This window comes from Streptococcus sp. ZY171113 (assembly GCF_057748235.1).
Genome location: NZ_CM173243.1, coordinates 579,019 through 598,543 on the forward strand (window position 1 = coordinate 579,019; position 19,525 = coordinate 598,543).

Consider the following 19,525-nt stretch of genomic DNA (forward strand, 5'->3'; position numbering starts at 1 on the left):
GAGACAATCATGTTGATTTACATTGCAGGTGCTGGTGCCATGGGCTGCCGTTTCGGAGCTGCCCTCCACAAGGCTGGTCAGGAGGTCATTCTCTTGGACAACTGGGCCGACCATGTTGCAGCCATCAGGGAAGATGGGTTACGGATTACGGGCGATGTGGAGGAAGTCCTTGACCTAACCATCATGACACCTGCTGAGGCTAGTCGTTTGGCGGATGTGGTCATTGTTTTTACCAAGGCCAACCAGCTGCGGCAGATGTTGACGGACATCCAGCCCATCTTGGGACCCGAGACCAAGGTGCTCTGTCTCCTCAATGGTTTGGGTCATGCGGAGACCTTGGCAGAAGTTGTCCCTAAACACAATATTCTCATGGGAGTAACGGTCTGGACAGCTGGTCTCAAGGGACCTGGCCAGGTGGAACTGAAAGGGACTGGTAGCCTGACCATCCAAGGGTTGGGAGAACCAGCCCAGGCCTTTGGCCGAGAGTTTGCTCTGCTATTGACCCAAGCAGGTCTAGAGGCTAGCTACACGGACGACGTCCTGCGAGCCATTTGGACCAAAGCAATGGTGAACGGAACCATGAATGCCAGTTCGGCCCTACTGGATGCTAACCTGGCTCAAGTGTTTGCCTCGCCGTCAGGGGTAGCCCTGGTGAGGAGTGTCTTGGCTGAGTTTATCGCCGTAGCGGCACATGAGGGACTTGACTTTGATCTGGAGGAGACCTACGTTGATATCGAGCGAATTTCTTTGGGGGTTGGCCACCATTACCCGTCCATGCACCAGGATTTGATTCAGCACAAACGCCTAACGGAGGTGGATTATCTTAACGGGGTGATTGCTCGGAAAAGTGCCGAGCTGGGTTTGTCAGCTCCCTACTGCCAAATCATGACCCAACTGATTCATGCTCGGGAAGAAATCAACGCCCAAATAACGGACAATGGTTGAGAAAAACAAGGAGGAAAATGATTTTTTCCTCTTTTTCTGCTATACTGGTAGTAAGACATTTAGAAAAGAGAAACAAATGACCAAAAAAATCATCGCTGTTGATGCCATGGGAGGGGACCATGCCCCCCAAGCTGTGGTAGAAGGGGTTAACCGTGCCCTGGCTGATTTTCCTGACCTCCACGTCGAGCTCTATGGCAAGCAGGCGGAAATCGAAAAATACCTGACCAACAAAGAGCGTGTGACCCTTGTCCACACGGACGAAAAAATCAACTCGGATGACGAGCCAGCCCTAGCCATCCGCCGCAAAAAAGAGGCCTCCATGGTCCTGGCGGCCAAGAGCGTCAAGGAGGGGCGGGCCCATGCCGTGGTGTCGGCGGGCAACACAGGGGCCCTTTTAGCTGCTGGCCTTTTTGTAGTGGGCCGCATCAAGGGCATCGACCGTCCTGGCCTCATGTCCACCCTGCCGACCACCGATGGCCGTGGCTTTGACATGATGGACCTGGGGGCCAATGCCGAGAGTAAGCCCGAGCACCTGCACCAGTACGCCATTTTGGGCAGTTTTTACGCCCAGAAGGTGCGTGGGATTGACAAGCCTCGTGTGGGTCTCCTCAATAATGGCACGGAACATACCAAAGGTGACCCCTTGCGTAAGGAGACCTACCAGCTCCTGAGTGAGGACACCAGTATCAACTTCGTCGGTAACGTTGAGGCCCGTGACCTCCTGGACGGGGTCTGCGATGTCGTGGTAGCGGACGGTTTTACGGGTAATGCCGTGCTTAAAGCCATCGAAGGCACCGCCAAGGCCATCACTGGTCAGCTCAAATCAGCCATCAAAGGTGGCGGCCTCCTGGCCAAAATCGGTGGCCTCCTCCTCAAATCCAGCCTCAAAAAAGCTCTGGGTGGCCTGGACTACAAGAAGGCCGGCGGGGCCGTCCTCCTGGGCCTCAAGGCCCCAGTCGTCAAGGCCCATGGCTCGTCTGACGCCGAAGCCATCTACTACACCCTCAAACAAACCCGCACCATGCTGGAGAGTGGGGTTGTGGAGGCCAGTGTGAAGGAGGTTGGGGAGTAATATTTGAAACAAAATAGAAGGTGAAATTATGATTGAGAAAATAATTAGTATAAAAAATTTTGCTTCTTTTACAAATTATAATAGTGGTGATGGATGGGATGGTGTATTTAGCAAAAATAATATTATTTATGCTCCGAATGGTAGTGGAAAAACAAGCTTGTCATTGATTTTTGAATCACTAAGAGGTAGAGAACAGTTAGTTCATAAAAAAAAATCATTATTCACTGACGAGAAACCATATATCTACTTGAGAGCTGATTCTAAATCCTATAAGTTTAATAAAGGAAAATGGAATTCTGCTATTCCACAGATTGCAGTTTTTAATAGTTATTATTTAGAAAATAATGTTTATGTCATTGGAAATGATAGAGCAATAGCTAGTTCAATAAGTACTAATGTTTTATTTCAAGAAACTCCTGAAGTACAATCCCGTATTTTAAAGGAAGTTAAGCGATATGATAAAAAAATCGGTGAGGTAAACTCTCAGAAAGATAAATTGAGAAAGCAATTATCAAAACTTCAATCTGGTGAAGATTCTGAAAATTCCAACGACAAATTGAGAGATTTAATACAGAAAAGTAAAGCTTTGCTGATAGAACGGAAGAGACTGGTAGAGGAAAGAAAACTAGTCCCAAATAAATATCGCTCTATTCAAGTAAAAGAAACTAGTTTAAAATTTGTAAATAGTATAAATAAGTATTTAAATAGATTTACTCCTAATATTGAGTTTGTTAGTGTTGAACCAGTCTATACAAAGGAGCACGGATTTAAACATGCAAATTTTGAAATTAAGGTTAATGGACGAACTATTACTTTGAATGATAGAACTGAGTCTTCTTTGAAGTATTTTTTAAGTGAAGGTGATAAAAATTCGGTTGCTCTTTCAATATTTCTTGCTAAATTTGATTTGATATCTGATTTACATGAATATATAGTTGTTATAGATGATCCGTTTACAAGTTTTGATAGTTTTCGAAAATCTACTACTGTTAGAGAACTCGAAAGACTATCGTTAAAAGTAAAGCAAATGATAGTTTTAACACATGATTTACACTTCGCGAAAGATTTATCCAAAGGATTAGCAGGTGTAAAAAAATTAGAAATAAAGACACTATCTAATAATAGAATAATAGAGGAAGTAGATTTTGATAAAATGATGTTGACAGGATTAATAAAGGATATTGATTCACTACATTCACTATCAAAAATCAGTACCTATGATCAAATAGATTTATTAAAAATTGCAAGAAGTATTAGACCTTCTTTGGAAGGCATGTTTCGTATAAAATTTTGGGGAGAGTTTCGAGAGAATGAATGGCTTGGTGATATGATAGATAAAATTAGAAATTCTAATCAGGAAAGTAGATTTTTTAGGTTAAAAAACTATCTTGAAGAGATAGAAGATATTAATGATTTCTCTAAAAAATTTCATCACAGTAGTTCTCAGTATATAAGTGAAAATATTGATTTCCAAGAATTATTGACATTTGTGAGACGAACTTTACAAGTCTTAGATAAAATCTAGAATATAAATCAAAGGAGCACACAATGCTACAACGTTATTCCCGCCCAGAGATGGCGGCCATTTGGAGTGAAGAGAACAAGTACCAGGCTTGGTTGGAAGTCGAGATTTTGGCGGACGAAGCTTGGGCTGAGTTGGGGGAAATCCCTGCGGAAGATGTGGCCCTGATTCGGGAGAAGGCTGGTTTTGACATTGACCGGATTCTGGAAATCGAGCAGGAGACCCGTCACGATGTGGTGGCCTTTACCCGTGCGGTGTCGGAGACCCTGGGCGAGGAGCGTAAGTGGGTCCACTACGGCCTGACCTCGACCGATGTGGTGGACACGGCCTACGGCTACCTCTACAAGCAGGCCAACGACATCATCCGTGAGGACCTGAAACGCTTCACGGCTATCGTGGCTGAAAAAGCCAAGGAGCACAAGTACACCATCATGATGGGCCGGACCCACGGTGTCCATGCGGAGCCAACAACCTTTGGTCTCAAGTTGGCCACCTGGTACAGCGAAATGAACCGCAACATTGAGCGTTTTGAGCGAGCAGCTGCGGGGGTTGAGGCTGGTAAAATTTCGGGAGCCGTTGGTAACTTTGCCAACCTCCCTCCATTCGTCGAGGAGTATGTCTGCCAGAAACTCGGCATCCGCCCTCAGGAAATTTCGACCCAGGTCTTGCCTCGTGATTTGCATGCGGAATACTTTTCAACTCTGGCCATTATCGCCACATCCATCGAACGCATGGCGACCGAAATCCGTGGCCTGCAAAAATCAGAACAACGAGAAGTCGAAGAGTTCTTCGCCAAGGGCCAGAAGGGCAGCTCTGCTATGCCCCATAAACGCAACCCAATCGGGTCTGAGAACATGACGGGGCTGGCGCGGGTGATTCGTGGCCACGCGGTGACCGCTTTTGAGAATATTCCCCTCTGGCATGAGCGTGACATTTCCCACTCGTCGGCCGAGCGGATCATCGCTCCTGACACCACCATCCTGATTGACTACATGCTCAATCGCTTTGGCAATATCGTCAAAAACCTGACCGTTTTCCCTGAAAACATGCGTCGCAACATGGACAGCACCTTTGGCCTCATTTACAGCCAGCGGGTCATGCTCAGCCTGATTGAGAAGGGCATGACGCGTGAGGGAGCCTACGACTTGGTGCAGCCAAAGACTGCCCAGTCGTGGGACAATCAAGTGGATTTCAAGCCTCTCTTGGAAGCGGATGAGCGAGTGACGTCTCGCCTGACCCAAGACGAGATTGACGAGCTCTTCAACCCAGATTACTACGCCAAGCGTGTCGATGACATCTTTGAGCGACTGGGGTTGAATTAAATGATTAAAAAAGGAGAGGAAAGCCCTCTCTTTTTTGCTTGACACCGGTTACAAAAAGGTGTAAACTAAATTTAGGACAAAAGTTTTCTTTTGGAACAAAAGTTGAAAGGAGCGAGCATGTTAAGCAAGAACGAAGCGGCCCTTTTGAGCCTCTTGGACCAGGACCCCTTTCGGTCCCAGCAGGATTTGGCTGACCAGTTGGGCCTACCCAGGTCAACGGTGGCCAATCTGATTTCAGGTCTGGTGGCCAAGAAATACCTCTTGGGACGAGCCTATGTCCTCAACCAGCAGGCAGATGTCATCTGTATCGGCGGTATGAATGTGGATCGTAAGTACGTGCTCCAATGCGACATGATCCCCATGACCAGCAACCCCGTAACCTCTAGCCAGAGCCTGGGTGGGGTGGCTCGTAATATCGCTGAAAATTTGGGACGTCTGGGGCAGACGGTCACCCTATTATCAGTGGCAGGGCGAGACCATGACTACGACTGGATTCGCCAGCAGAGTGAGCCCTACATCAACTTCCAGCAGGTGACCCAACTGGACGGGCAGGCCACTTCTTCTTATACCGCCATCTTAGACCGAGATGGGGATATGCAGCTGGGCCTGGCTGATATGGGGATTTGTGAGGCCATGACCCCTGACTGGTTGGCAGGCTTTGTTCCAATCCTTCGTCAGGCCAAACTTTTGGTTTTGGACCTCAATGTCCCTCTGGCGACGACAGCGGCTGCTATCGATTTGGCCAGAAAGGAAAACCTGCCCCTGGTCATCATCCCTGTCAGCAGTCCCAAGATGACCCACCTGCCTCAGGACTTGCGGGGGGTCACCTGGCTTGTGGTCAATCAGGATGAGAGCGAAACCTTCTTTGACCGCAGGGTCAGAAACGACCAGGACCTGGAAGCCATCGCTGACGCCTGGCTAGCGACTGGCCTGGAGCAGGTGCTGATTACTCGGGGCAAATGGCCCAGCTACTATGCCAGCCAGTCTGGGGAACGAGGATTTTACAGCCCACCGATTGTTGACCAGGTGGTCGATGTGACAGGAGCAGGAGATTCCTTCTCTTCTGGGATTATCTATGGTCACTTGCAGGGCAAGACTGCCCAGGAGGCCATCGCTTATGGGCTCTGCAATGCCTATCACACGGTCCAATCCAGGGACTCGGTCAGAAAGGACCTATCCGCTGACCAACTGGAACAAGATGTCATTAACCTAAAAGAAAAAGGAGCAATCTAAAATGAACCACTTACTCTCTATCAGCAAGGAAGTCCAAGAGGCTTTGGCGGCTAAAAAGCCAGTCGTGGCCCTGGAATCAACCATCATTTCCCACGGCATGCCTTACCCGCAAAACGTGGAGATGGCTAAGACCGTGGAGCAAATCATCCGTGATAACGGGGCTGTGCCAGCCACCATCGCCATCATGGATGGCCAGTTTAAAATCGGTCTGGAAGAAGAAGACCTGGAGCGTTTGGCCAAGGAAAAACCAGTGGCCAAGGTCTCTCGTCGTGACCTGCCAGAGGTCTTTGCTAAGAAGCTTTTGGGAGCAACAACCGTTGCCACAACCATGATTGGGGCTCACTTGGCGGGAATCAAGGTCTTTGTGACTGGTGGTATCGGGGGTGTTCACCGTGGGGTTGAAGACACCATGGACATCTCAGCTGACCTGGACGAGTTGGGCCAGACCCCTGTGACCGTGGTCTGTGCGGGTGCCAAGGCGATTTTGGACCTGCCACGGACCTTGGAGTACCTGGAAACCAAGGGTGTGCCTGTGGTTGGTTACCAGACTGACTACCTGCCAGCCTTCTACACTCGGACCTCTGAGTATAAGCTCAATACCCGGGCTGACAGCACTGAAGAGATTGCCAGCATGATGGCCTATTCTGATGCCCTGGGCCTCAAGGCAGGTATCCTGGTGACCAATCCCATTCCAGCTGAGCATGAAATTCCGCATGAGAAAATTGATGCCATCATCGCCCAGGCCGTTGCTGAAGCCGATGAAAAAGGCGTGCGTGGCAAGGATAGCACGCCATTCCTCTTGGCCAAGATTGTCGAGCTGACGGGTGGTGACAGCCTCAAGACCAACATTCAGCTGGTTTACAACAACGCTAAGGTCGGCGCCCAGATTGCAGCAGACTACGCTAAATTGGGGCAATAAGCAGACTAAAAAACCAACCGAGAGTTGAACTCGGTTGGTTTTGTGCTTGTGGCCTAGCAACCCTTGAAACCAGTTCTCTCAAAGGCGTTGCTAGAAATGCCCTGTTCCAGAATGAGTTTGGCCCATTCTTTGGCGGAGTGAAGGCTGTGGTCCTTGTAGTTGCCACAGGACTCAATGGTGGTTCCTGGGACGTCTTCCCAGCTGATTTGCTCTGCGATTTCCCTTAAACTATCGGTAATGACGCTGGCGATCTCCTCAGCTGTCGGTTGACCCCACATGATCATGTGGAAGCCCGTCCGACAACCGAAAGGCGAGCAGTCAATCATGCCGTCGATCCGTTGGCGAATGAGTTTGGCCAGAAGGTGCTCGACGGTGTGGAGACCAGCCGTGTCCATGGCGTTGTGGTTGGGCTGGATCAGGCGGATGTCAAAGTTGGTGATGACATCGCCCTTGGGGCCGTATTCCTCAGAAATCAGGCGAACGTAGGGGGCTTTAACGATGGTGTGGTCGAGCTCAAAGCTCTCAACAGTAACTTCTTTGGTCATGTCTATCCTCCAAAAATTTCATTGACACCCTCTATCATATCATATTTTTTTGTCAAGGCTTACATTTTTGAATTGTGAAATTGAAAAAAATATGGTAAACTAATAAATGGTTTCTGTGGAAATTTGGATTTTGAGGTTACTGCTCAGCAGGAGGTGATGGGTTTGTTCATCCCATCAGCAGGGTGGGCTTTGATGTCGGGTATCCCAGAACTGAAATTTTTATTGAGGTGACGACCATGACGACAGTAATTGTTACCATTGTCTGTGCCCTCATCGGATTTGTTGTTGGTTATGTGGTTATTCAGGCAGGGATGAAATCTGCCAAGGAGAACGCAGAACTGACCCTTCTGAACGCTGAACAAGAGGCGGTCAACCTTCGTGGTCAAGCAGAACGTGATGCTGATCAGATTAGGCAGACGGCTGAATTGGAAAGCAAGGCCAAAACCAAGGAAGTCTTGATTGAGGCCAAGGAAGAAGCTAGACGCTATCGTGAAGAAGTTATTGAAGAATTTAAGTCAGACCGTCAGGAATTGAAACAGATGGAAGCACGCTTGACTGAGCGTGCCTCATCACTTGACCGTAAGGACGAAAATCTTTCGAGCAAAGAAAAGACTTTGGACAGTAAAGAACAAAGTCTGTCAGATAGGGCTAGACATATTGATGAGCGGGAGCAGAAAATTGGTGAACTAGAAGCTCAAAAAGCTCAAGAACTGGAAAAAATTGCCAGTTTGACCCAGGAGGAGGCTAGGGAGATTATCCTGGCTGATACGGAGCAGGAATTGACCCACGACATTGCCACTCGGGTGCGTGAGGCTGAACGTGAGGTCAAGGACCGAGCAGATAAAACTGCCAAGGAGCTCCTGGCCCAGGCCATGCAACGCTTGGCTGGGGATTTTGTGACCGAGCAGACCATTACCACGGTTCACCTGCCAGATGATGGCATGAAAGGACGGATTATCGGTCGTGAGGGCCGCAATATTCGGACCCTTGAGAGCTTGACGGGGATTGACGTTATCATTGACGACACCCCAGAAGTGGTTGTCCTGTCTGGTTTTGACCCCATTCGTCGGGAGATTGCTCGGATTACTCTTGAGCAGCTCATCAAGGACGGCCGTATCCACCCAGCCCGCATCGAGGAGTTGGTGGAGAAGAACCGTCTGGAGTTGGACAATCGCATTCGTGAGTACGGTGAGGCAGCCGCCTATGAGATTGGGGCACCGAACCTTCACCCAGATTTGATTAAAATCATGGGTCGCCTGCATTTCCGCACCAGCTATGGTCAAAACGTCCTTCGCCATTCCATTGAGGTGGGTAAACTGGCTGGGATTCTGGCCAGTGAGATGGGTGAAAATGTGGCCCTGGCCCGTCGGGCAGGTTTCCTCCATGACATGGGCAAGGCCATCGACCGCGAGGTTGAGGGCAGCCACGTGGAAATCGGTACCGAGTTTGCTCGCAAGTACAAGGAGCATCCTGTGGTGGTCAACACCATTGCCAGCCACCACGGCGATGTGGAACCTGAGAGTGTGATTGCAGTCTTGGTTGCGGCAGCCGATGCCCTCAGTTCAGCCCGCCCAGGTGCTCGAAATGAGTCCATCGAGAACTACATCAAGCGACTTCGTGATTTGGAAGATATTGCCAAGAGCTTTGACGGGGTGCAAAATAGTTTTGCCCTCCAAGCTGGCCGTGAAATCCGTATCATGGTGCAACCGCAGAAAATTTCTGATGATCAAGTGACCATCTTGGCCCGTAAAGTTCGTCAGAAAATCGAGAACAATCTGGACTACCCAGGCAACATCAAAGTAACTGTCATCCGCGAATTGCGGGCAGTTGACTATGCTAAATAAAACAAATCCCTTTCTGGTTTGACCAGGAAGGGATTTGTTGTTCTTTTTCAACAAAAATCAACATTTTCTGCTAAAAAGACTTGATTTTTTATGGTTTTTTATGATACTATATGTTTATGTGGAAAACGATTTCAACGAAAGTGTATGCTTATCGTTGGTTTGAAAGTGAGGTTTTTGTGTGAAACATCAACTGTTTACGAAGAAAAGCCATTTCAGTATCCGAAAACTGAGTTTGGGTGTTTGTTCGGTCATCATTGGGACCAGCTTGTTTGGTCAGGTGACAGCTGAAGCAACAGAAGTGGTTGCAACAGGTAACTCGACGGCTTTGGAAGCGGAGTTGTCAGGTGAGGGAGCTCAGGAGGACGCTGATAAGCAGACGCCACCGTCATCAACTGAGGCATCTGGTCTTGAGGGAACCCCTTCTGCACCATCAGCCACCCAAGTTTCTGAGCTGTCAGCCAGCCCAGCGCCAGCCATTTTACCAAGCCCTAAGGCAGAGGAGAACTTGTCTGGTCCTGTGGTAACTGACCAGAACACCTATACCCTGACCTATGAACGCCCAGCGGCTGCTACCTACCAGGGTTGGGAGAGTGAAGCCCTTCCGATTGGTAACGGGGAGATGGGGGCCAAGATTTTTGGTTTTGTCGGTGCTGAGCGGATTCAGTTTAACGAGAAGACCCTTTGGTCGGGTGGTCCGACCCCAGAGGCGACCAACTACAATGGTGGTAACCTGCAGGACAAGCATGCCGTTTTGCCTGAAATCCGTGAGGCTTTGGAACGTGGTGACACAGCGACGGCGAAACGTTTGGCAGAGCGTCATTTGGTTGGGCCGAATTCTGAAGAATACGGTCGCTACCTGGCTTTTGGTGATGTTCTGATTGACTTTACCAATCAGGACAAGACCCTGGAGAGTGTGACGGATTATCGTCGGAATTTGGACATCACAACAGCTGTAACCACAACCAGCTACACCCAGGACGGGACGACCTTCAATCGGGAGCATTTTATCAGCTTCCCAGATGATGTGTCAGTGACCCGTTTGACCAAGTCGGGTGACAAGGCTCTGGAATTTGACATTTCCATGCGGTTAACCGATGATTTGCGGGAAGGGAACAATACCTACTCTAGTCGGAAATCTACTTATAAGACTGCGGACATCAGCTATGATGACAAGGGAATTTTGCTATCTGGTACGGTAACCAATAACAAGTTGACCTTTGCGTCTTATCTGGGAATTGATACCGATGGTACCATCGAACGTCACGAGGACAAGTTGTCGGTTCGTGGGGCTTCTTATGCCAATCTTTTGATGAATGCCAAGACGGACTTTGCCCAGGATCCAAAAACCAATTACCGTCGGCCAGGTGCTAAGGTTGTTGACGAGGTTAAAGCTACGGTTGCAGCTGCAAAAACCAAGACTTACGACCAAATCAAGGCTGATCATGTGGCTGACTACAAGTCCCTCTTTGACAGGGTTAAGATTAATCTGACAGACAAGGAGACGGCCACACCAACTGACCAGTTGCTTCGCAACTACCGACCAGAAAATGGTCAGCAACTGGAAGAAATGTTCTTCCAATATGGCCGCTACCTGATGATTACTTCATCTCGTGACAAGGCTAATGCCCTGCCGGCTAACCTGCAAGGGGTCTGGAACGCTGTGGACAATCCACCTTGGAACTCTGACTACCACCTCAACGTTAACCTCCAGATGAACTACTGGCCTGTTTATAGTGCCAATATTGCCGAGACAGCGATTCCCCTTATTAACTACATCGACGACATGCGTCACTATGGCCGTATCGCCGCAGAAGAGTACGGCAACATCGTGTCCCGTGATGGTGAGGAAAATGGTTGGCTGGCGCATACCCAGGCGACACCGTTTGGCTGGACCACACCAGGTTGGTCCTATTATTGGGGTTGGTCGCCAGCATCCAATGCCTGGATCATGCAGAACGTTTACGATTACTACAAATTCACTCAGGACAAGGACTATCTGGAAAGCAAGATTTACCCAATGCTGAAAGAGACGGCCAAGTTCTGGAACAGCTTCCTGCATTATGACCAGGCCAGCGACCGCTACGTGTCATCACCATCTTATTCGCCAGAGCACGGAACCATTACCATCGGTAACACCTTTGACCAGTCTCTGGTTTGGCAGCTCTTCCACGACTACATGGAGGCAGCTGAGATTCTTGGTAAGGATGCGGATTTTGTAGCGGAAGTCAAAAACAAATACGATAAGCTCAAGCCGCTTCACATCAACAAAGCTGGTCGCATCAAAGAATGGTATGAAGAAGATACTCCTGCCTTTACGGGTGAAGGCGTAGAGCTCCATCACCGCCACGTGTCTGAGTTGGTGGGACTTTTCCCAGGAACCCTCTTTAGCAAGGACACGCCAGAATACTTGGAGGCTGCCCGCGCCACCCTCAACCACCGTGGTGATGGAGGAACTGGCTGGTCCAAGGCCAATAAGGTCAACCTTTGGGCCCGTCTTTTGGACGGTAACCGAGCTCATCGCCTCTTGGCTGAGCAGCTCCGTGGTTCTACTTTGACCAACCTTTGGGATACCCATACCCCATTCCAGATCGATGGGAACTTTGGGGCGACTTCTGGTATGACTGAGATGCTCTTGCAATCCCACACCGGCTACATCGCACCACTCCCAGCCTTGCCAGATGCTTGGAAGACTGGTCAGGTGTCCGGTCTGGTTGCCCGCGGTAATGTGGAAATTGACATGGCCTGGCAAGAGAAGAACTTGACCAGCATGAAGATGGTGGCCAAGTCAGGCGGTACCCTGCAAATCGACTATCCGAAGATTGAAACAGCCAACCTGACTATCAATGGCAAACCAGCCAGCTTCCGTAAGGTTCAAGATGATCGGATTGAAGTGGTGACCCAGCCAGGAGATGTGATTCTTTTGGGTGACATCTTGGGTCGGATTACTGATTTGACTGCTGAACGGACAGGTGAAAACCTCAGCCAGCTGACCTTCTCATCTGTTGATGGGGCAAACTTCTATCGGATTGAACGTGTGGGTCGTGATGCCGCTGGTCAAGTGGTAGAGACCAGAACATTTACGACAGAGACGTCCAGCTACACCGACCGAACTGTCCTGCCTAGCCGTTCCTATGATTATAAGGTTGTGGCTGTTTTGGGTGACATCAGCACAGCTGAATCCAATGCGGCATCAATTGCGGAAGTCAAACAAATCATGGACGACCGCGACAGTAGTATCCGTTACGGTTCTCTCTTTGGGAACTGGGCAGATGCTGCCCTCTACGCTGGCACTGAGAAATTCGGTGATTTGACCGGTCGCAATGTCAGCGAAGCCGATGCAACGGTTACTGTGCCGTTTGTGGGGACTGGGATTCAGATTTATGGTTTGAAACACAGTGGTTTGGGCAAGGCCTTTGTGACCATTGATGGTCAGGACAAGGGTGAAATTGATTTCTACAAGACTGGCCCGACTGAAAAAGGTGTTCTGATTGGTGAATTTGCTGGTCTGACCGATGGCCCACACGAAATGACCATTCGAATTAACCCAGCAGCTCCAACCCGTGGTGAACGCAACAAGATTTCTCTGGACTACTTCCGTGTTTTGAGTTCTAGTCCAAGTGAGACTGAGGTTCTGGATGACCGTGACCCGCGTGTTGGTTATGGCTCTGCCTACGGCAACTGGGCGGATAAGGCCCTCTATGGCGGTACTGAGAAATTTGCGGATGTTTCCCGTGGTGGCTATGATGAGGCTGCTCGGACAGCGACCCTGACCTTTGAAGGAACTGGTATCCAAGTTTACGGCCTCAAGTCGAGCAGCCTGGGCAAGGCGACCGTGACCATTGATGGTCAGCCGGTTGATCCCCTGCTCTTCAACAAGTCGGGTGGCACCGAAAAAGGTGTCTTGATTGGGGAATACCGTGGTTTGACGGATGGTCGTCACACCATTGCTATCACGGTTGCTCCTGAAGCGGTCAATGGTAGCCAGCAAAAGATTTCCCTGGATAAATTTATCATTTTGAAAGCCCCTGTGGTGATTGAACAGTCTTACCCTGCTGGCTTAACGGATGTGGCTACAACAGCTAACCATCTGGCGGTGACCCTGCCTGTCGGTGAATGGACCAAGGTGGAAATCAGCCTGCCAGAACAGGCCCAACCGATTGTCCTGACCAAGTCAGGTGATGACATTACGGTGGCTAATGCTAACCGAGCAGATGGTGCAGCAGCTGGTCAAGTTCATCTTGCTCTGCCAACTGGTCAAAAGGCTGGTTTGGTGCGGGCGGTGACCTATCAGGGAACTGAAGTTCTTGGTCAGGAGCTCGCTTACCTGAGCCGAGCCAGTCAACCTGCTCAGCCATTGCCTGAAAAACGCCTGCGTAAGGAAACAGTGACCCTGCCATTTGATACTGTCAGAGTTGCTGATTCAAGTCTTCTGGTGGGGACTGAAGTGATTGAGCAACAAGGTGTCAACGGTAGTGTGGTTAAGGTTTACGAGGACACCTATGTCAATGGTTCACTTACCGAAACAGGGGCCACACCGATTCGTGAAGAAAATCGTGTTGAGCCAAAAACACATCGGGTACGTTACGGAACAGGGGCAAAACCTCAGACAACGCAAACGGTGACCACCCGCCAAGATCGTGTGACTGAGACCTTGCTGTTTGACACCGAGACCTACACTGATCCGAGCTTACCAGCAGGTAAACAAGAAGTGGTTAGTCAGGGTGAAAATGGCAGCATGGTGAAGGTTTACGAAGTGACCCTGACGGATGGAAAAGAGATTGGTCGTCGCTTGATTGACATTACCGATATTGTGCCACCAAAAGCTAAGGTGGTTCGTGTCGGAACTGGCACGACAACAGGAACAACTCAGGCTCAACCAAGTCGTCGTGAAGTGGTTGAATCCATCGCCTTCCAAACTGAGCGTCTGACAGACGCTAACCTTGAACTTGGCCAGGAGATTGTCGCTCGTGAGGGTGTGCCAGGCCGTGTGACCAAGGTTTACGAGACAGCAGCGGGCTCATCAACCGAACGCTTGGTTGAGGAAAAAAATCGTGTTGCCCCTGTTAACAAGATTGTTCTAGTCGGCACCCGTCCAGCAGGTCCAAAAACCACTACAGGCCGTCGTGAGGTCCCAGAGGTTATTCCGTTTGAAACCGAACGCCTCCAAGATGACACCCTGGATTTAGGCAAGGAAGTCCTTGTTCAAGCAGGTGTCAATGGTCAGGTCATCAAGGTCTATGAGGACACCTTTACCGAGGGCAATAAGACAGCTGAACGTTTGGTTGAAGTGAAAAGTCTGGTGCAACCTGTTCGTCAGGTGGTTCGTGTCGGCACTCGCCCTGTCACTACCACGACGGCAGTTCCTCGTGAGGTGCCAGAGACCATCGCCTTTGACACCGAGTACCTGGACGATGCTAGCCTGCCTTTGGGCCAAGAAGTCGTGGCTCAGGTCGGTGCCAATGGTCGCCTCATCAAGGTCTATGAGGACACCTTTACCAACGGTGTCAAATCGGGTGAACGCCTGGTTGACGTGAAGACCGTTAGCCTGCCAGTCACTCAGATTGTCCTTCGAGGCACCAAGGTTGTCCAACCTGAAGAGAAAGAAGAGCTGGTTACTAAGCATGGTGAGGGTGTGACGGCTGACGAGAAACCAGCCTTCCCAGTCGACCAAGTGCCAGTCACTCAGAAAGGAGACAGCGTAACGGCTGATGAGAAACCGGTCTTCCCAGTTGACCAAGTGCCAGACGCTAAACTCCTTCCTGAAACTGAGGACGAAAAACCAGCCTTCCCACTTGATCGGGTTCCAGCTAATGGGACTGGACCAGAAACGCCTCTTACTCAACATGGTGAGGGCGTAAGGGCTGACGAGTTGCCAGCAAATGCGACTGAACCAGAAAGGCCAATCACTCAGAAGGGAGACAGCGTGACAGCTGATGAGAAACCAGTCTTCCCAGTCGACCAGGTGCCAGCTAACACACCAGCTCCAGTGGCTATCCAGCCACTTGCCCAAGCACCTGTGGCTAGTCCAGCACCAGCAACAAGTGCAGACAGCAGCAAACCAAGCCTGCCAGCAACAGGTGACGCCGATTCAGCCTTGATGGCCATCGGTGCAGCCAGCCTCTTGGCGACACTTGGCTTGGCTGGTCTTAAAAAGAATGACTGATTTTCCTTAATTTGGAAGAATAGCACTCTTTCCCCTCAGATGCCCAGGTGTCTGAGGGGTTTTGAGTTGGCCTGAATTTTGTTAGGTCAGGCCGATTTAAGGCGTAATTGTGCTATAATAATACTCGAAGACCATCGCTATTAGGCGAGGGTAGTACTGGTACAGCACTTTAGTTTATCTTAGTTTTAGAGGCACTTTTCCAGCAGTCCACTGGGTTGCTGGAGTTCTTTGTGACAACTATTATTCTCCTAAAATAAAACGACAGGCCTAGAGTGGGTCAAGATTAGTTGACAACCTCTGATTTGCAAAGCGTATCAGTTTAATGATTATAGACGGGAGCGAGTATGGAAACTTATTTTTCTGGCACCATTGAGCGGGTGATTTTTGAAAATGCCAGCAATTTTTTTAAGATTATCCTCTTGACCATCGAGGACACAGACAGCGACTTTGATGATTTTGAAATCATTGTGACAGGAACCATTGCAGATGTGGTGGAAGGAGAAGACTACACCTTCTGGGGCAATCTGACCCAGCACCCAAGATACGGTGAACAGTTGGCTGTGACCCGCTACGAGCGGGCCAAGCCCTCGGCTGCTGGTCTGGTCAAGTATTTCTCCTCCGACCAGTTCAAGGGCATTGGTAAGAAAACGGCTGAGAAAATCGTTGAACTCTACGGAGAGACCGATACCATCGACCGAATTTTGGAAGACCCCAGCCGCCTGGCTGACATTTCTGGCCTGTCCAAGGTCAAACGGGAGGGCTTTATTGCCACCCTCAAAATCAACTACGGCACCGAGCAAATCCTGTCCAAGCTGGCTGAACTGGGTCTATCAACCAAGCTGGCCCTGCAAGTCTTGGACAAGCACAAGGACCTGACCTTGGAAGTGGTCCTGGAAAATCCCTACCAGCTGGTTGAGGACATCAAGGGCATCGGCTTTAAGATTGCCGACCAGCTGGCGGCCAACCTAGGCATTGATGACCAGTCGCCCCAGCGGTTCAGGGCTGCCCTCATTCATTGCCTCTTGGAGACCTCGATTGAGCAGGGAGATACCTATGTGGAGGCCAAACAACTTCTGGAAAAAGCCTTGAACCTGCTTGAGGACAGCCGTCAGGTCGCCTTAGAACCATCTAGCGTGGCCCAGGAATTAACCCAGCTCATTGCTGAGGACAAGGTCCAGCAAATCGGTACCAAAATCTTTGACAACAGCCTCTTCTATGCAGAAGAGGGCATCAAGAAACACTTGACTCGTATCCTCGAAACCAGACTGGGCGACCCTATTTCCGATACAGAAATCGCCCAGGAAATCCAAGCGGTGGAGGACAAGTTTGGCATCGCCTACGACCAGACCCAGAAGGCGGCCATTGCCCAGGCCCTCAATAGCAAGGTCTTTATCCTGACGGGAGGTCCTGGAACGGGGAAAACCACGGTTATCAACGGTATCTTGACAGCCTACGGCAAGCTCCACGGGGTAGATATGGATGGTAACAACCCGCCCGTCATCCTGGCCGCCCCGACTGGTCGGGCCGCCCGCCGCATGAATGAATTGACGGGACTGCCTGCCGCCACCATCCACCGCCACCTGGGCCTGACTGGGGACTGGGACTACCAGACCTTGGATGATTATCTTGACGCTGACCTCATCATCGTGGACGAGTTTTCCATGGTGGACACTTGGTTGGCCAACCAGCTCTTCGCCTCGATTTCCTCTAACACCCAGCTCATTATTGTCGGCGACAGCGACCAGCTGCCATCAGTCGGTCCGGGCCAGGTTTTGGCTGACCTGCTCAAGGTGCCTGACCTGCCCCAGGTGCGCTTGGAAAAAATCTTCCGCCAGTCGGAGGACTCGACCATCGTGACCCTGGCCAGCCAGATGCGAACAGGATTCCTGCCCAGCGATTTTACCGCCAAAAAACCAGACCGCTCCTACTTTGAAGCTCAGAGCGACCATATCCCAGAGCTGGTCAGCAAGATTGTCAGCTCGGCTATTCGCAGCGGCATCAAGCCTCAAGAGGTTCAGGTGCTAGCCCCCATGTACCGCGGACCTGCCGGTATCGACCGCCTCAACCAAATCCTCCAGGAGCTGCTCAATCCCAAGAGCGAGCGGCTGGAGTTCGGCTTTAACGACCTGGTTTTCCGTCAGGGCGACCGGGTCCTCCACCTGGTCAACGACCCCGAGAGCAACGTTTTTAACGGCGACATGGGCTACATCACCGACCTGGCTGCCGCCAAGTACACCGACAGCAAGCAGGACGAGCTGACTATCGCCTTTGACGGCAACGAGGTGACCTACCCCCGCAAGGACTGGGGCAAAATCACCCTGGCCTACGCCATGAGCATCCACAAGTCCCAGGGCAGCGAGTTCCCCGTCGTCATCCTGCCCATCACCCGCTCTTCTGCTCGCATGCTCCAGCGCAACCTCATCTACACGGCTATCACCCGGGCCAAGAGCAAGCTGGTCACCCTGGGCGAGCTGGCCGCCTTCGACCAGGCCGTCCGCACCCTGGGTAGCCAACGCCAGACCTATCTCCTGGAGCGATTTGTCGGCGAGGCCAATAGCAGAGCAGACCAGGAGGAGACGCTAGAAGCCAACACCCCTCTCTCTGACCAAGCCCCGTCAGACCAGCCACAAACCCAAGTTACCCCTGGACAACCAGCACCAAAAGAGCCAGCCAGCTACATCCTGACCAAGGACAACCTCCTGACCATCGCCCCCATGATTGGGGTGACGGCAGAAGATATTGAACGGTTTTTTGGGAACAAACAAGCAGGAGAATTGAATGGATAAAACATATTTTCTCAATGATTTTTCATTGGAAAAAATAATTATTGACTACCAAGATATCATTATAACTATCTACAACCCTTATTTTGAACAATCTGAAAACATACAATGTAAAAATTTTATTGGGATTAACTATGTAGGCCAATGGGATGAGAATGTAATAGAAAAAATAGAAATAACATCTCAAACCTCAAAAATTGCCTTACTCAAGGAACAAATTGCTCGTAATTCTAACCCCCATTTGTCTGGAGGGGGCAGGCGACGATTTGATGGAACTTGGATGGAACTTATTGTTTATTTGATTGATGGTGTTAACATTGATGTGGTTTGTCAAGAGATTATATTACCTCTCAGCTTCAGGTCAAATTCTTAAACTTCTGTTGAAAAAGGCCTTTGAAGCACTCATCACATCGGTTCAAGCTACCTAAACCTAATCCCAACACACCAAAATCCCACGGTCACCACCGTGGGATTAATCTTTATCTTCTAAAAGGTCTAGGCTGCCATCATCATTTTCTAAGCCAGTCGCTGTCACCCCCAATAAACGGATGCCTGAGAAATTTTCCTCAAACTCGTCAAAAATCTCATAAGCCACCTTTTCAATGACCTCCAGCTTCCTAGTCGCCTGATCCAGGGTCCGCCGTTTGGTCAGGGTCGTAAAATCCGCATAGCGGACCTTGACCACGATGGTCTTGCCTGCCTTGCCATAGCGGTCCAAGAGCTTAGCAACTCAGCGGGCATTTTTTGTCAGCTCCAGTTTGATGTCCTCATCGTCATAGAGGAGCTTGGCGTAGGTTCGCTCACTGCCCATAGACTTGCGAACCCGGTCGGGTTTAACAGGACTGTTGGAAATGCCTCTGGCCTTGCGGTAGAGGTCATAGCCGAAGCGACCGAATTGGTCAATCAAGGTCAATTCTGGCACTGCCTGCAAGTCTGCCCCAGTGAAAATCCCCATCTGGTGGAGGCGTTCCACCGACTTTTTCCCAACTCCATGGAATTTCTCGATGGGCAACTTGGCCAAAAAGTCTTCTGCCTCTTCTGGCAAAATCAGGGTCAGGCCAGCTGGCTTCTGGAAATTGCTGGCCAGCTACATCCTGACCAAAGATAATCTGCTGACCATCGACCCCATGATTGGGATTGACCAAAAAGATTTAGAAAAATTTTTCAAGAAATGAGA

At 50.1% G+C, this 19,525-nt stretch carries 12 protein-coding genes and 1 pseudogene; 11 read left to right on the plus strand and 2 right to left on the minus strand.

The genetic code is table 11. From position 1 onward, the window contains the following. The first annotated feature begins 9 nt into the window (after nt 1–9). The 6 genes from AC3ARB_RS02695 (at nt 10) to AC3ARB_RS02720 (ending at nt 7,013) form a co-directional block, all read left to right on the plus strand. Nucleotides 10–945 (plus strand): 2-dehydropantoate 2-reductase, encoded by a 936-nt coding sequence (locus AC3ARB_RS02695; protein ID WP_488321027.1) that lies wholly within the window; start codon nt 10–12, stop codon nt 943–945. Between the two features lie 76 nt (nt 946–1,021). After that, a complete protein-coding gene (gene plsX, locus AC3ARB_RS02700) occupies nt 1,022–2,017 on the plus strand; it encodes a phosphate acyltransferase PlsX (protein ID WP_488321028.1) in 996 nt (331 codons plus the stop codon). Between the two features lie 28 nt (nt 2,018–2,045). Further along, on the plus strand, nt 2,046–3,542 hold the full coding sequence (locus AC3ARB_RS02705; protein ID WP_488321029.1) for an AAA family ATPase: 1,497 nt from the start codon (nt 2,046–2,048) through the stop codon (nt 3,540–3,542). 23 nt (nt 3,543–3,565) lie between these two features. Then, nucleotides 3,566–4,861, plus strand: a complete 1,296-nt coding sequence (purB, locus tag AC3ARB_RS02710) for an adenylosuccinate lyase (protein WP_488321030.1) — start codon at nt 3,566–3,568, stop codon at nt 4,859–4,861. Nucleotides 4,862–4,978: 117 nt separating this feature from the next. After that, nucleotides 4,979–6,094 (plus strand): PfkB family carbohydrate kinase, encoded by a 1,116-nt coding sequence (locus tag AC3ARB_RS02715; RefSeq protein ID WP_488321031.1) that lies wholly within the window; start codon nt 4,979–4,981, stop codon nt 6,092–6,094. Between the two features lies 1 nt (nt 6,095). Then, nucleotides 6,096–7,013: a pseudouridine-5'-phosphate glycosidase gene (locus AC3ARB_RS02720; RefSeq protein ID WP_488321032.1), complete on the plus strand. Its 918-nt coding sequence runs from the start codon at nt 6,096–6,098 to the stop codon at nt 7,011–7,013. A gap of 53 nt (nt 7,014–7,066) precedes the next feature. Here AC3ARB_RS02720 and AC3ARB_RS02725 read toward each other — a convergent pair whose 3' ends face one another. Then, nucleotides 7,067–7,558: an S-ribosylhomocysteine lyase gene (locus AC3ARB_RS02725; RefSeq protein WP_488321033.1), complete on the minus strand. Its 492-nt coding sequence runs from the start codon at nt 7,556–7,558 to the stop codon at nt 7,067–7,069. A 236-nt stretch (nt 7,559–7,794) separates the two neighbouring features. Between AC3ARB_RS02725 and AC3ARB_RS02730 the strand changes: the two genes are divergently transcribed. The 4 genes from AC3ARB_RS02730 to AC3ARB_RS02745 all read left to right on the plus strand — a co-directional run bounded on the left by AC3ARB_RS02730 (nt 7,795) and on the right by AC3ARB_RS02745 (nt 18,721). Further along, a complete protein-coding gene (locus AC3ARB_RS02730; RefSeq protein ID WP_488321034.1) occupies nt 7,795–9,402 on the plus strand; it encodes a ribonuclease Y in 1,608 nt (535 codons plus the stop codon). A gap of 178 nt (nt 9,403–9,580) precedes the next feature. Then, on the plus strand, nt 9,581–15,565 hold the full coding sequence (locus AC3ARB_RS02735) for a glycosyl hydrolase family 95 catalytic domain-containing protein (protein ID WP_488321035.1): 5,985 nt from the start codon (nt 9,581–9,583) through the stop codon (nt 15,563–15,565). Between the two features lie 344 nt (nt 15,566–15,909). Beyond that, the gene (recD2, locus tag AC3ARB_RS02740) at nt 15,910–18,351 is read left to right on the plus strand and encodes an SF1B family DNA helicase RecD2 (RefSeq protein ID WP_488321036.1); all 2,442 of its coding nucleotides are present in this window, start codon (nt 15,910–15,912) and stop codon (nt 18,349–18,351) included. Continuing rightward, a complete protein-coding gene (locus AC3ARB_RS02745; RefSeq protein ID WP_488321037.1) occupies nt 18,344–18,721 on the plus strand; it encodes a hypothetical protein in 378 nt (125 codons plus the stop codon). Before recD2 ends, AC3ARB_RS02745 begins: the two co-directional genes overlap by 8 nt. Nucleotides 18,722–18,820: 99 nt before the next feature. Here the strand turns inward: AC3ARB_RS02745 and AC3ARB_RS02750 are convergent. Continuing rightward, nucleotides 18,821–19,435: pseudogene (locus AC3ARB_RS02750) on the minus strand (DinB/UmuC family translesion DNA polymerase); the annotation flags it as partial. On the opposite strand from AC3ARB_RS02750, the gene AC3ARB_RS02755 reads away from it, so the two are divergent. Beyond that, nucleotides 19,353–19,523, plus strand: coding sequence for a hypothetical protein (locus AC3ARB_RS02755; RefSeq protein WP_488321038.1), 171 nt, complete (start codon nt 19,353–19,355; stop codon nt 19,521–19,523). The pseudogene AC3ARB_RS02750 and the gene AC3ARB_RS02755 overlap by 83 nt on opposite strands. Nucleotides 19,524–19,525: the final 2 nt, after the last annotated feature.

What these genes read in the sequence shown, in the direction of transcription:
- AC3ARB_RS02695 (WP_488321027.1), top strand. Translation starts at nt 10, where the DNA reads ATGTTGATTTACATTGCAGGTGCTGGTGCCATGGGCTGCCGTTTCGGA.
- plsX (WP_488321028.1), top strand. Translation starts at nt 1,022, where the DNA reads ATGACCAAAAAAATCATCGCTGTTGATGCCATGGGAGGGGACCATGCC.
- AC3ARB_RS02705 (WP_488321029.1), top strand. Translation starts at nt 2,046, where the DNA reads ATGATTGAGAAAATAATTAGTATAAAAAATTTTGCTTCTTTTACAAAT.
- purB (WP_488321030.1), top strand. Translation starts at nt 3,566, where the DNA reads ATGCTACAACGTTATTCCCGCCCAGAGATGGCGGCCATTTGGAGTGAA.
- AC3ARB_RS02715 (WP_488321031.1), top strand. Translation starts at nt 4,979, where the DNA reads ATGTTAAGCAAGAACGAAGCGGCCCTTTTGAGCCTCTTGGACCAGGAC.
- AC3ARB_RS02720 (WP_488321032.1), top strand. Translation starts at nt 6,096, where the DNA reads ATGAACCACTTACTCTCTATCAGCAAGGAAGTCCAAGAGGCTTTGGCG.
- AC3ARB_RS02725 (WP_488321033.1), bottom strand. Translation starts at nt 7,558, where the DNA reads ATGACCAAAGAAGTTACTGTTGAGAGCTTTGAGCTCGACCACACCATC.
- AC3ARB_RS02730 (WP_488321034.1), top strand. Translation starts at nt 7,795, where the DNA reads ATGACGACAGTAATTGTTACCATTGTCTGTGCCCTCATCGGATTTGTT.
- recD2 (WP_488321036.1), top strand. Translation starts at nt 15,910, where the DNA reads ATGGAAACTTATTTTTCTGGCACCATTGAGCGGGTGATTTTTGAAAAT.
- AC3ARB_RS02745 (WP_488321037.1), top strand. Translation starts at nt 18,344, where the DNA reads ATGGATAAAACATATTTTCTCAATGATTTTTCATTGGAAAAAATAATT.
- AC3ARB_RS02755 (WP_488321038.1), top strand. Translation starts at nt 19,353, where the DNA reads ATGGGCAACTTGGCCAAAAAGTCTTCTGCCTCTTCTGGCAAAATCAGG.